11 protein-coding genes are annotated in these 13,229 nt (G+C 66.9%); 3 read left to right on the plus strand and 8 right to left on the minus strand.

The features are described from left to right. Positions 1–7 precede the first annotated feature (7 nt). From QYR03_RS03350 to QYR03_RS03380, 7 genes are read right to left on the minus strand one after another with little or no spacing between them, the layout of a single operon-like run. The gene (locus tag QYR03_RS03350; RefSeq protein WP_259850937.1) at positions 8–1,108 is read right to left on the minus strand and encodes a glycoside hydrolase family 25 protein; all 1,101 of its coding nucleotides are present in this window, start codon (positions 1,106–1,108) and stop codon (positions 8–10) included. 59 nt (positions 1,109–1,167) lie between these two features. After that, positions 1,168–2,262 carry a cysteine desulfurase family protein gene (locus QYR03_RS03355; protein ID WP_301978987.1) on the minus strand — a complete coding sequence of 365 codons (1,095 nt, stop codon included), beginning with the start codon at positions 2,260–2,262 and terminating at the stop codon, positions 1,168–1,170. A 44-nt stretch (positions 2,263–2,306) separates the two neighbouring features. Next, positions 2,307–3,254, minus strand: coding sequence for an electron transfer flavoprotein subunit alpha/FixB family protein (locus tag QYR03_RS03360; RefSeq protein WP_301712816.1), 948 nt, complete (start codon positions 3,252–3,254; stop codon positions 2,307–2,309). Positions 3,255–3,268: 14 nt separating this feature from the next. Continuing rightward, positions 3,269–4,096: an electron transfer flavoprotein subunit beta/FixA family protein gene (locus QYR03_RS03365; RefSeq protein ID WP_259850935.1), complete on the minus strand. Its 828-nt coding sequence runs from the start codon at positions 4,094–4,096 to the stop codon at positions 3,269–3,271. 41 nt (positions 4,097–4,137) lie between these two features. Further along, positions 4,138–5,442 (minus strand): SAM-dependent methyltransferase, encoded by a 1,305-nt coding sequence (locus QYR03_RS03370; RefSeq protein WP_301712817.1) that lies wholly within the window; start codon positions 5,440–5,442, stop codon positions 4,138–4,140. Then, positions 5,432–6,259, minus strand: coding sequence for an NUDIX hydrolase (locus QYR03_RS03375; RefSeq protein ID WP_259850933.1), 828 nt, complete (start codon positions 6,257–6,259; stop codon positions 5,432–5,434). Before QYR03_RS03375 ends, QYR03_RS03370 begins: the two co-directional genes overlap by 11 nt. 18 nt (positions 6,260–6,277) lie before the next feature. Beyond that, positions 6,278–7,129 (minus strand): ABC transporter ATP-binding protein, encoded by an 852-nt coding sequence (locus QYR03_RS03380; RefSeq protein ID WP_301712818.1) that lies wholly within the window; start codon positions 7,127–7,129, stop codon positions 6,278–6,280. A 145-nt stretch (positions 7,130–7,274) separates the two neighbouring features. On the opposite strand from QYR03_RS03380, the gene QYR03_RS03385 reads away from it, so the two are divergent. The 3 genes from QYR03_RS03385 (at position 7,275) to QYR03_RS03395 (ending at position 12,936) form a co-directional block, all read left to right on the plus strand. Next, positions 7,275–9,302, plus strand: a complete 2,028-nt coding sequence (locus tag QYR03_RS03385; protein ID WP_301712838.1) for a maltotransferase domain-containing protein — start codon at positions 7,275–7,277, stop codon at positions 9,300–9,302. Positions 9,303–9,382: 80 nt separating this feature from the next. Continuing rightward, positions 9,383–11,599 carry a 1,4-alpha-glucan branching protein GlgB gene (glgB, locus tag QYR03_RS03390; protein WP_301712819.1) on the plus strand — a complete coding sequence of 739 codons (2,217 nt, stop codon included), beginning with the start codon at positions 9,383–9,385 and terminating at the stop codon, positions 11,597–11,599. Positions 11,600–11,829: 230 nt separating this feature from the next. Then, positions 11,830–12,936 carry an HNH endonuclease signature motif containing protein gene (locus tag QYR03_RS03395; protein WP_301712820.1) on the plus strand — a complete coding sequence of 369 codons (1,107 nt, stop codon included), beginning with the start codon at positions 11,830–11,832 and terminating at the stop codon, positions 12,934–12,936. Here QYR03_RS03395 and QYR03_RS03400 read toward each other — a convergent pair. Next, the gene (locus QYR03_RS03400) at positions 12,933–13,208 is read right to left on the minus strand and encodes a hypothetical protein (RefSeq protein ID WP_301712821.1); all 276 of its coding nucleotides are present in this window, start codon (positions 13,206–13,208) and stop codon (positions 12,933–12,935) included. The two genes, QYR03_RS03395 and QYR03_RS03400, sit on opposite strands and share 4 nt — an antisense overlap. Positions 13,209–13,229 lie beyond the last annotated feature (21 nt).

A 13,229-nucleotide genomic window follows, 5' to 3' on the forward strand; every position in this document is an offset into this window, starting at 1 on the left:
GTGACGCTTACTGGCTCGATCCCTCGGCCGCGCCGGCTGCTGCGGCGCCTCCGCCGTTCTTGTTGGCGTTGTCGAGCAGGATGAGCAGGTCGCCGACGGAGTAGTCGTCGCCCACCATCATCTTGTTGAGGTCGTCGATGGGCAGCGTGCCATTCTCTACCTGGGTGCGCGCGGTGTCCGCGATGTTCTGCGCGTCACCAGCATCGAAACCGAACTGTTCCGCGGCTCCCTGCACCTGCTGCGGCGCGAGAACACCGGACGCAAGGCCGAGGATGGCGGCGGCGAGCGCAGAGTTACCCTGCTCCAGAACCGCGAGGGAATCCGAAATGCCGCTTTCGATGTCGCTGTCCTGCATCGTCTCGAGCAGGCCGCCCGCGGCATTGAGGTCGCCTCCGCTGAAGCGCGCGAACTGGCCCTGGTTGCCGTTGAACAGGTTCAGGTCGACCGGGGTGTTCACTCCGGCGACGCGCCCGGACTCGGAACGCTGCCAGATATCCACCTTGTCCCAGCCGCCCACGGGACCCGGCGCCTTGTTCTGGTACGCGGCGAGCCACAGCGGGTAGTCGGCGAAATCCTTGGTGTCGCCCATCTGCTCGAGCCAGAAGTAGCGGTAGGTGTACACCATCGGGCGGCGGCCGGTCTGCTTTTCCACCTCGGCGAGGAAGGTGCGGGTCCAGCCGCTGAGCTGCTCCGGGCTCAGGCCTTCGTCGACTTCGAGGTCGAGCACCGGCGGCAGGCTCAGGCCGGGGACGGACTTGTAGGCGTTGGCGAAGTTCTGCGCCTGTGCGACCGGGTCCTTGGCCGGGCGGGCGTAGTGGTAGGCACCGACGTTCATGCCGGAGGCGACCGCGCCTTGCGCGAACTTGGCGTAGGCATCGTCGGTGTAGTCGACCCCTTCGGTGGCCTTGATGATGGCGAAGCGGTTGTTGTCGTCGCGCACCGAGTTCCACTCGATGCCGTTGGCGCCGGTGTCCTGGTGGTGGGAGACGTCGACACCGTTGACCCAGTCGGCGCGGCTATCGGCGTTGACGGAGCCGGCGGCCATGATTCCGCCGAAGGCGATGGCCGCGGATGCGATGAGGGCTGCAGGGCGCAAAGAACGAGTCATGGTACGCACCGTAACTCACTTCAGTCACATGCGCCACACGCGACACGCACGGTACCGCTTCACAGCTTTGCGACGTCCCGCGCCCTCCCGATCACCTCCGGCAGCCTCGCGAGGAGGAACTGCACATCCTCGTCCGTCGTCGTGCGCCCCAGGGTGAAACGGAGGGCGCCGTCGACGTGCTCGTCGGGAAGCCCCATCGCCTCAAGCACGTGGCTGCGCTGGTTCACGCCGTTGTTGCACGCGGATCCGGTGGACGCCTCGATGCCCATGCTGTCGAGCAGCATGATCATCGCGTCGCCGTTCGCCCCCGGGAACATCAGGTGCGCGTGTCCGGGCAGCGTGGGAACTCCGTGTTCCAGCACTGTCGCACGCGCATCCGGAATGGTGCGCAAGACCTCTGCGACGAGACGGTCGCGCAGCGTCACTAAGCGCGCACGTTCCGTCTCCATGTCGGCAACGGCTTCTTTCAGCGCCGCGGCAGTCGCTACTGCGGTGGCGACATCCACGGTCCCCGGCCGGATTCCGCGCTGCTGTCCCCCGCCGGTGAGCACGGCGGCCGGCGCTGGGGAACGCTTCGCCAGCAGGATTCCCGCGCCGCGCGGTCCGCCGAATTTATGGGCGGAGGCCGCCAGTGTCGTCGCGCCGAGCGCATGGAAATCTACCGGCAGGTGCCCCACCACCTGCACCGCGTCAACGTGGACGGGTGTGCCGGCGGCGTCCGCGCGCCGGACAACTTCGTCGACGGGCTGGACCGCACCGGTCTCGTTGTTGGCCCACATGCAGGTCGCCACTGCTGCCGGCTGGTCGAGGATGTCCGTCACGCGGACGACGCCGTCTCCTCCCACGGGCAGCATGTCCACCTGTGCCCCGTGCTGTTCCAAATCCGCGACGGTCTCGCGAACCGCCGGGTGCTCGATCGGCGTGGCGACGATGCGCGCGCCCGGCTCGCCGGCGAAACCGCGCAGCGAGAGGTTGTCGGCCTCGGTCCCGGAGGCGGTGAAGATCACCTCGACAGGATCGGCACCGAGAAGCTCCGCGACCGTCTCACGCGCCTGAGCCACAGCGGCGTTGGCGGCGCGCCCGGATGCGTACTGGCCTCCCGGGTTGAGCAGATGGGCGTGCTCGGCCCACGCGTCGACGGCCACTTGCCGCATAGGCGTGGTGGCCGCGTGGTCGAAATAGCGGGTCCCGCTCACCGTCACCGGTTCTTGAGCGCCTTGATCAGCTCCGGCACGAATTCCTCGATATCGGCCACCACACCGATGTCGGCGATAGAGAAGATCGGCTCGTCGCGGTCCTGGTTAACGGCGACGATGGTGCCAGACGTCTGCATACCGGAGATGTGCTGGATCGCACCCGAGATTCCCAGAGCGATGTACAGATCCGGCGAGACGGTCGCGCCTGTCTGGCCGACCTGGGTCTCAGGATCCGCGTAGCCCAAGTCGACGATGTCGCGGGTGGAACCGGTGGCGGCGCCGAGGACATCGGCGAGCTGCTCCACATATTCCTTGTAGCCGTCCGCCGAACCGACGCCGCGGCCGCCGGAGACGACGGTGGACGCCTGGGTCAGCTCCGGCCGGTCGGCGCGCACCTTCGGGGTGAACGAGGTGACGTGCACGTCGCGGTCGGTCGCCGCCGGCAGCGGCATCGGAGCGATCTCCCCGGCCGCCTCCTGCGGCTCGGCTTTCACAGACCCGGGGCGCAGAGTGTAGATCGGGCACTCGCCGCCGGCGATCGCGGTCGTGGTGTAGCTGCCGCCGAAAATCTCGTGGTGGGCGGCACGGTTGTCCTCGATGCCCACGACATTCGCCAGCACACCAGAGCCGAGGCGCGCGGCGAGGCGGCCGGCGATCTCGTTGCCGGTCACGGTCGCGGCGATCACGATCGGCGCCGGGTTCGCGGCACCGAGGGCCTGCAGGGCGTCGACCTCCGGGAGGATGAGACGCTCGCCGTAGTCCTCGGCGGACGCGTCGATCACCTGGGCGGCACCCAACGTCGCCAACGACGGTGCGAGCGCCTCAGCGTCGCCAGGCTTGCCGACGACCACCGCCGAGACCACTCCCAACCCGCGCGCCGCGGTGATCAGCTCTCCGGTAATCGGGCTCAGTTCAGAGCCGGTGTGTTCTGCCAGTACGTAGACGTGCATTGTGGTGCGGCTCCTTAGTTGTTCGGGTTGCTCAAATTGTTCGGATTGTTCTGGTTGTCCAGAAGATTGCGGGCGGCCAACTGCTCGACGACCTGCGCCGCGATGTCGTCGGCGGGGCCTTCAAGCAATTCGCCGGCGGTGCGCGGCGGCACTTCGGTGGCGCTGGTGACGGACGTCGCGGAATTGCCCAGGCCGACCTGGCCGGCGTCGACGCCGATATCGGCGATGGTCAAGCGCGTGATCTCGTGCTTCTTGGCTGCCTTCATGCCCTTGAAATTCGGGAAGCGCGGCTTATCGGACTGCTCGGTCACCGCGACGACAGCAGGCAGCGGCGCGGCGATCTCCCACGTGCCGCGCTCGTCCTCGCGGGTGGCCAGCACTTCGCCGCCCTCGATGCGCAGGTTGTGCGCCTGGGTCACAGCGGGCACCTGACGGTACTCGGCCAGCAGGCCGGCGACCGCACCGGTGCCGCCGTCGGAGGACTGGTTTCCGGCGACGACCAGCGCCAGGTCGTCGATGGTGTTCAGCACATTGTGGAGGGCCCACGCGGTGGAGATGGCGTCGGAGCCGGCGAGGGAGTCGTCGATAAGCGAAATAGCGTCGTCGGCACCCATCGCGAGGGCCTTGCGCAGCGCTTCCTCGCAGCCTTCCGGCCCCATCGTCACCGCAACGACGCGGTAGTCGCCGGCGTCGCGCAGACGCAGCGCGGCCTCGACGGCGTACTCGTTGATCTCGTCGATGACGTTGTCGGCGTTCGCGCGGTCAAGAGTGTTGTCCGCCTCGAGCGACTTGGTCGACCACGTGTCCGGCACGTTCTTCACCAGCACAGCAATGGTGGGCATGAATGTTTCACCTTCCATCTGTCAGATTCGCTCACACGAGCCTAGCGCACGCGCGCGCCGCAAATGAACGCTGTCGCATGGTCCCCGATCCGCGCGATCACGACAGCCATCGGCCGGTCGCCTTTGAGCTTCAGCTTGCCGCGCAGCTGGTCGGGGTCCACATCGACACCGCGCACGAGGATCTCCGCCGACCCCGCCCCGTGCGCCTGGAGTGCGGGCCGCAGCTTCTTCAACGGCACCGCCTCGATGAATGGAAATCCGGAGTACCCGTCCGGTACGGCATCGCCGGTGAGGAACGCGATGTGCGGGTCCAGCATCGCAAGGCTGTGCCGCGCGGCCCACTGCTGGACGAGCCCCGCGCGGATCACCGCGCCGTCGGGCTCAACGATGAAGCCTCGCGGCTTATCGACGTCCACCCCTTCCCCCTCATTCCTCACCCTCTCCGTGAAGCTGTCGCGGATGACCACTGCTTCCCGCGTGTGGCCTGCCTCCGCGAGATCCGGTGTGTACAGGCACGCCTCTTTGACTCCCCCGTTGACGCTGACCACGCTCACCAGGCCGTGCCAGTCCGAGTAGTCGATTCCCGGCGCGCATTTGACCGCCATCGCCGCGCCGGGAAAAGCGTCGAGCAGGTCCGGAAGCGGCGGGATGAGCTTCGCCGGGTCCGTGATGCGCCGCCCGTCCGCGCGGCGGGCCGGGTCCGCCACGATGACGCGTCCCGGGCGAGAGCCGGTTCCCGAGCACGCACGAATCCGCGGTCCGGGACTGCTCGCGGTTGTGGTCACCGGCACCAGTGCGTCGGCTTGAGCGACCCACGCCCGGCCTGCGCCCGCAGCCCCAGCCTCGGCCGCAGCCGAACGCAGATTCTCCCGCGCCATGAGGAGCCGGGAATAGTCCAAGTCCGTGCCCAGCCAATCGAGCCCCGCAGAGATCACCGCAGGTGCTTCCGTACCGATGGAGCACGTCACGTCGTGAACTAACGATGCCCCTGCCGCGGCGATGCGCTCCGCGCGCACCATCGACACTCGGAGCGGTGTGGCCTGCTGGGCGGAATCGCTGTCGGCGAGCCACTCGGAGGCTGAAACCGTGGCACACTGCGGAGCAGAATTTGGGGCAGAACCTGCAACGTCGCCGGCCGCGGGGACGGCGAGTTTCGGGGCCAGCACCTTCCGCGCCTGCAGCAGCTCCATCACGACGCGGGCGTTGCCGCCGAAGCGCTTGGACAGCGCAGTGCGGTCGGCGATGGCGGACTTCTTCGTCAGCGCCACCTCACCGGAAGCGGCCACGCGGGCAATGTCGGCGCGGTGGGCGGCGAGAAACCGCACCTCGTCGGGGCTAAAGCTCAAATTTCTTCCCCATCCGGTTCACAGGGTTGGACTCGAAGAGTTCGCGGTAACGGGGAATGTCGACGGGGTCGCCGACGACGGCCTCAATGGGCAGACCTTTGACATGCTCCATGATCTCAGCGACGGAGGAGAATTCGGAGATGTCGTAGAGCTGCGCCCACGTGGAGGGGGCGAAACGGACGAGGCCTTGGCGCCAGCCGTCGAGAAGCAGGCTCGGCGGGAACCAGTTCGCGTCGCTGGCCTCGCCGGTGGTGACATCGGGTTCTTGCCCGGCGGGCAACTCGGCGATGAATGTGAAGGTGTCGAACCAATTGCCCTTCTCGGACTTGCCCACCCAGCGGCCGGAAGGTTTGAGCAAAGTCGCGTCGACATCGAGCCCGGTTTCTTCGAGCAGCTCGGTGAACGACAGTTCGTGGCTTTCAAGCCGTTTGCGGACCCGGTGGAAGGGGCGGGCGTCGCGGAGGAGGGCGCCGGTGTCGTCGACAAGCAAAAGAGTGCCGGTTTCCTCGAAGAGTTCGCGCACGGCGGCGAACATGAGCGCGTGGGCCTGCCGCGGCTTCATGTCGAGCTGTTTGGCAAGGTCGGACACCGACCGCCCGGACCACAGCTCCTTCGCTTCGTCCTTGCTCGGCGGAAAATCACGGATGTCCACGCCGCCGCCCGGGAACACGGTCATCCCCGGGTAATTGCGCATCGTGAGCACGCGCTCCTGCATCCACACCTCGAGCCCGTGGGCGCCGTCGCGCACGAGGATCACGGTCGCCGCGAGTCGGCCGTAGTTGATCCCCAGCATGTCCTCTTCGTCGCGCGTGGACATATGCATCCTCCCGTCCGCTTATCGACGGTGCGTCCCGCCCCGACGCTCCCTCCGCGCGAAGTAGCGGCCCTCTTCCTTCGTCAGCTTGATCGGCTGGTGGTACGCCTTCGTCAGGTTCTCGCTGGTGAGCACGTCGTCGATGAGGCCTTGGGCGACGATCTCGCCTTCGTCGAGAAGCAGTGCGTGAGTGAAACCGAACGGGATTTCCTCCACGTGGTGCGTGATCATCACGATCGCGGGGGCATCCGGGTCGAGCGCGAGATCCCCCAGATAGGCGACGAGGTCCTCGCGGCCACCCAAGTCCAGGCCCGCGCCTGGCTCGTCCATGATGAGCAGCTCCGGGTTGACCATGATCGCGCGGGCGATGAGCACGCGCTTCTTCTCGCCGTCCGACAGGGTGCCCCAGCGACGGCCCAGCAGATGGAACGCACCGACCTGGTCGAGGGCATCGTGCACCTGCTCGTAGTCCTGCTCCTCGTACTCCTCACGCCAGCGTCCCACGACGGCGTAACCGCCGGAAAGAACAAGGTCCTCGACGCGCTCGTCCACCGGCACGCGTTCCGCGAGCGCCGAACTGGTCATGCCGATCACCGCGCGCAGATCGCGCATGTCGGTCTTGCCGATCTGCTCGCCCAGCAGGAATGCCGTGCCTTCCGACGGAAATTCCTGCGCCGCGGCCATCCTGATCAGGGAGGTCTTGCCGGCACCGTTCGGGCCGATGACGACCCAGCGCTCGTCGAGCTCCACCTGCCAGTCGATGGGGCCAACCAGCGATTTTCCGCCACGCCGGAATTCCACGCCGCGGAAGTCGATCAGCAAATCGGGATTTGTCGGTTCAATTTCGGGAGTTCGGTCAGTCACGCTTCCCATTGTGGCGCATTTTGCTTCCCGACGGCCGACTGACATGGCCAATGGCTCCCCCGTTCCTTCGCTACTCTGGGTGCCAGAAGGTGCGCCCGCGCGCCCCTGTGCCCCCATTTACGTCAATTGGACGAGGTGAATCGACGTGAGCCCTGTGATCGGCCGACTTGGAATCGACGATGTCCGCCCCCGCACCACAGACGGTGCCCTGCCCACGAAAGCCGTCGTCGGCGAGGTAGTGCCGATCTCCGCCCTGGTGTGGCGCGAAGGCCACGACGCGATCGCCGCGACCGTGGTGGTGACCTCCCCGGACGGCAGCGAATACACCGTCGCCATGACTCCGGAGACCGACCGCCCCGATTACTGCAACGCCGTGTTCACCCCCGACGCGCCCGGCCTGTGGCGCTTCCGCGTCGAGGCCTGGTCCGACCCGATGGCTACCTGGCGCAACGCCGTGACCAAGAAGACTGCCGCCGGCCAATCCGCCGCCGAGCTCGCCAACGATCTCACCCACGGCGCCGAACTGCTGCGCCGCGCGGCGGCCGAAGCCGGAGCCCACGCCGCCGGCACCAGCCAGCTCGTGGATGCCGCCGACGCCCTCGAGTCCGACGCTCCCCTCCGCGAGCGCATCGCCCCCGCCCTCGAACCCGAGGTCGCCGCCGTTCTCGCCGGCCGGCCGGTCCGCGACCTCGTCACCGAGGGCCCCGAGTGCCAGATCCTCGTCGAACGCAAAAAGGCCCTGTTCAGCTCCTGGTACGAGCTGTTCCCGCGCTCCACCGGCGGCTGGGACGCCGACGGCCATCCCGTCCACGGCACCTTCGCCACCACCGCCGAGGCGTTGCCACGCGTCGCCGCGATGGGTTTCGACACCGTCTACTTCCCACCCATCCACCCCATCGGCACCGTCAACCGCAAGGGCCCGAACAACACCCTCGTCGCCGAGGACGGCGATGTCGGCTCCCCGTGGGCCATCGGCTCCAAAGACGGCGGCCACGACGCCATCCACCCGGAGCTGGGCACCAAGAAAGACCTGGAGAAGCTGCTCGCCCGCGCCGAGGAACTCGGCCTCGAAGTCGCCCTCGACTTCGCTCTCCAGGCCGCCCCGGACCACCCGTGGGCCAAAGACCACCCGGAGTTCTTCACCGTGCTCGCCGACGGCACCATCGCGTACGCCGAGAACCCGCCGAAGAAGTACCAGGACATCTACCCCATCAACTTCGACAACAACGCCGACGGTATCTACCAGGAGATCTACCGCGCACTCATGGTCTGGGTCGAACTGGGCATCACGACCTTCCGCGTGGACAACCCACACACCAAGCCCGTCGATTTCTGGCACTGGATTATCAACAAGGTGCACGAGACACACCCCGACGTGATCTTCCTCGCCGAAGCGTTTACCCGCCCGCCGCGCCTGCTGGGACTGGCGAAGGCCGGGTTCACGCAGTCGTACACCTACTTCCCGTGGAAGACCACGAAGAAGGAGCTCACCGGCTTCGCCCAGGACTGCGTCCGCTTCGCCGATATCTCGCGCCCGTCGTTCTGGGCCAACACCCCGGACATCCTCCACGCGTTCCTCCAGACAGGCAACCGCGCCGCCTTCGCGATCCGCGCGACACTCGCCGCCACGCTGAGCCCGCTGTGGGGCATGTACTCCGGCTTCGAGCTCTACGAGCACGAGCCCGTCGCCCCCGGCAGCGAGGAGTACCTCAACTCCGAGAAATACGAGCTGCGCCCCCGCGACTTCCAGGCAGCTCTGGAGCGCGGCGACTCACTCGAGCCGTACATCACGCTGCTCAACACGGTCCGTCGCGAGCACCCGGCATTTCAGCAGCTGCGCAACCTGCACTTCCACGACGCGGACAACGACAACATCCTCGTCTTCTCCAAATTCGATGCCGGCACCGGCGACAGCGTCCTCGTCGTCGTCAATCTCGACCCGATCTACACGCAGGAAGCGACCGTTACGCTCAACATGGACGCCCTCGGTCTCGCGCCCGGCGCGACATTCCCCGTCCACGACGAGATCTCCGGCGCCGACTACGACTGGTCCATGCGCAATTACGTCCGTTTGAGCCCCGTGGAAAACGTCGCGCACATCTTCCGCCTTCCGCCTATCGACGGACCCACCCGCACCCGCCTCGCCTTCCGCCACATCACCGACGAGGATTACCGCCCGTAAGATGGCGCTTCGTACCACCGTTCACCCGACCTCACACTGATCCCAGACCGACCAACCGAATTCGAATTCAAAGGAACACCATGACCTCCGGCTTTGACGACACCCCTGCCCAGCTGGAACCGGCGCACTACATCCCGGAAGAGGACCGGCGCCGACTCCTCGAGTGCAAGCACCACGCGCCGCACGATTTCTACGGGTGGCACGCGACGTCGTCAGGCTCCGTGATCCGCACGCGCCTCCTCGGAGCGACGGACGTGGAGGTGCTGATCCACAACGAGGGCAAACCCATGACGCCGATCGGCGACGACATCTGGGTGCTGCCGCTCGACGACGATCTCGCCCCCGACTACCGCTTCCAGGTCACCTACCCCGACACGCCGCCGGTGATCATCGCCGATCCGTACCACTTCCTGCCCACCCTGAGCTCCTTCGATCTGCACCTCATTGGTGAGGGCCGCCACGAGCGCCTGTGGGAGGTCCTCGGCGCGAACCAGCACACCTACAACACCTCGATGGGCGAGGTGAAAGGCACCTCCTTCGCTGTGTGGGCGCCGAACGCCCAGGGTGTCGCCGTGATCGGAGACTTCTGCAACTGGAACCCCAACCAGTACCCGATGCGCACCCTCGGCTCCACCGGCATCTGGGAGATCTTCATCCCCGGCATCGAGCCGGGAACCGAATACAAGTTCACGGTGCAGGGGGCGGACGGACGGGCCGTCGATAAGGCGGACCCGTTGGCGAAGCAGACCAAGACTCCGCCGGAAACCGTGTCCGTGGTCGCCGATGCCGACGGGTACGCGTGGACCGACCACGAGTGGATGGCCGCCCGCCCCGGCACCGACGTGACGAACTCGCCGATGAGCGTCTACGAGGTCCACATCGGCTCGTGGCGCGTCGGCTACGGCTACCGCGAGCTCGCCCGCGAACTCGTCCCCTACTTGCAGGAGAACGGCTTCACCCACGTCGAGTTCCTGCCTGTCGCTGAGCACCCCTTCGGCGGATCCTGGGGCTACCAGGTGTCCGGCTACTACGCGCCCACCGCGCGCTGGGGTTCGCCCGACGACTTCCGCTACCTCGTCGACACGCTCCACAACGCCGGCATCGGCGTCATCGTCGACTGGGTGCCCGCGCACTTCCCCAAGGACGAATGGGCGCTCGCGCGTTTCGACGGAACCGCCCTCTACGAGCACCCCGACTGGCGCCGCGGCGAGCAGAAGGACTGGGGCACCTACGTCTTCGACTTCGGCCGCAACGAGGTGCGCAACTTCCTCGTCGCCAACGCCCTGTACTGGTTCGAGGAGTTCCACCTCGACGGCATCCGCGTCGACGCCGTGGCCTCCATGCTCTACCTCGACTACTCCCGCAACCCGGGCGAATGGCTGCCCAACCAGTTCGGCGGCCGCGAGAACCTCGACGCCGTCCAGTTCCTCCAGGAGGTCAACGCCACCGTCCAGCGCGAACACCCCGGCGTGCTCACCATCGCCGAGGAATCCACCGCGTGGCCGGGAGTGACCGCCCAGACCTCCGCAGACGGCCTCGGCTTCTCCCTGAAGTGGAACATGGGCTGGATGAACGACACCCTCGAGTATTTCTCGCTCGACCCCATCCACCGCTCCTACCACCACCACGAGATCACGTTCTCTCTTGTGTACGCCTTCTCCGAGCGCTACGTCCTGCCGTTCAGCCACGACGAAGTCGTCCACGGCAAGGGATCGCTGTGGGAGCGCATGCCCGGCGATAGCTGGAACAAGGCCGCCGGTGTCCGCAGCCTGTTCGCGTACATGTTCTCGCACCCAGGCAAGCAGCTCATCTTCATGGGGTGCGAGTTCGGCCAGACCACCGAGTGGGCTGAGGCCGGTTCCATCAACTGGGACGACCTCGAGGGCTGGGACAGCGAGTACCACCACGGCATCCGTACCCTCGTGCGCGATTTGAACCACCTGTACCGCGACACTCCGGCCCTGTACAGCCAGGACAACACGCCGATGGGCTTCCAGTGGATCAAGGGCGACGATTCCCAGCACAACATCCTCGCCTACATCCGCTGGGGTGCCGACGGAACACCGGTACTCGCCGTGATCAACCTCTCTGGCGCATCCCAGACCGACTACCGTTTGGGTCTGCCTCGCGCCGGCGAGTGGGAGCTCATCCTCAACACCGACGACGCGCGCTACCACGGCGCGGGCAACCCGCTTAACGATGCCGTCCTCACCCACCCCACCCCCTGGGACTCCTTCGAGCAGTCCGCGTCCTTCCATGTGCCGGCGATGAGCGCGCAGTTCTACCGCCTCCGCTAAGTGGCCGGGCCGGCCCTGGGCTCGCTTCGCCGCCCGCCTCCCGCCTCCCGCTAATCTCCGCCTGGCCGCTGCACCCCGCTTCTCGCCGCCACACACGCCCCGCGGCTGCGCGGGGGCGGGCACGCGTCACTCCCCTCACATCGACGCACTTCAGGTTCCCTCAAAAATGGCGATTATAGTGCACATTCACCTCTTTACGGCACCGCACGGCAGCCAGTAGCGTTCGGGGCATGACACTATTTAGATCACTCATCAAGACAATGTCGGAGGCGGCGATCGACGCTCTGGCGGACTTCGACCGCGACGAGGCGCTCGCCGCCGGGCTCGACCCGAATCGCGTCAATGCGTGGAAAAGACTCCACGAGACGTACTTCGGCCCCACGACTTCGCCGCAGAAGCAGCGCCTCGCCGCGGAAAAGGCCCGGCGTAAAGGATTCTCGCTGGACCAGCTGGCGATGATCGAGCGGCGCCTCAAGAAAATCAAATCCAGCCGCACCCAGGCGAAATTGCGCCTGGCGCTGCTGGAGGCGCATGGGAACTATAGGGCGCTGGAGCGCGTCGCTAAGCGTCTCGTGCCTGGCGAGGAGAAGCCGCCGCGCAAGCAGGTCAGGTTCTCCCGCTCGCGCGCCGGTTGCCGCACCATGACGGTCACCGCCGACGAGGACGACCTAGCGGACCTCGAGCACGCGCTGACACTTGGGGCCGACACCACAAAGCCCGTCGCACCCCAGATGCTCTCGAAATTCCTGCTGCTCATGCGGGGCTGCAACGCGGAGGGCAGTCCTCCCGACGCCGCGCCGGCGCCGGGCGTCCCCCACGCCGTCCCGCGCCCGCTGCTGCTCATCCCACTGCCCGACTGGGTCGACATTCACGAGGGCCGCGGCGACGACACCGTTCTCACACTGACGAACGGCACGACAATGACGGGCGCGGAGTTCCTGAACAAGCATTACGCGAAAGCAGAACACCACCTCGAGGCGGCCACGTTCCACGCGCAGGAGGGGGCGGTGAACCTGTACCGGGCGCGTCGATTAGCGAATGACAAGCAGCGGGTCCTCGCCCGCGCAACGAGCCCGGCGTGCCCAGTGCCCGACTGCCGGCACGGCGCCGACGCGTGCGAGATCCACCACATCACAGCCTGGAAGCACGGCGGGGAGACCAACATCGCGAACCTTGCGCTGCTGTGCCGTTACCACAACCGGGTCAACGACGACGACCCCGGACGCGCGCGCCGCGGCCGCATCGTCAGCGTGGCGGGAACCCCCGTGTGGCGCTCCCCGAAAGGCCACCTCGTGCGCACGAACACGCAGGGTGCCATGCACGCACTATTCGCTTAACGACGCTCCCAGCAGTGCTTGTGCCAATGCCTCCGGTCGTCCCCGCGCCCGCCAGTGTCCCGCGGCCACGCCACAATGTGCGAGACCCCCGGCGGAATATTCTGGTTGCACCGCGGGCACACGTAGTACTTCTTCGCTGACGCCGCCCCAATCTGCCGCACGAGGTAGATGTCGCCGTGCGGGCCCTCTTCCTCGCGCGTGCCGTAATACGCGCCGCCGTCGCGCGGCAGCGGGCGCAATTGCTGCGCATATCGACGATTCCTTCGCGGCACCTCGACCTCCCCGACCTTGAA

Origin of the sequence: Corynebacterium sp. P4-C1 (assembly GCF_030503595.1) — a bacterium.
Classification (GTDB): Bacteria; Actinomycetota; Actinomycetes; order Mycobacteriales; family Mycobacteriaceae; genus Corynebacterium.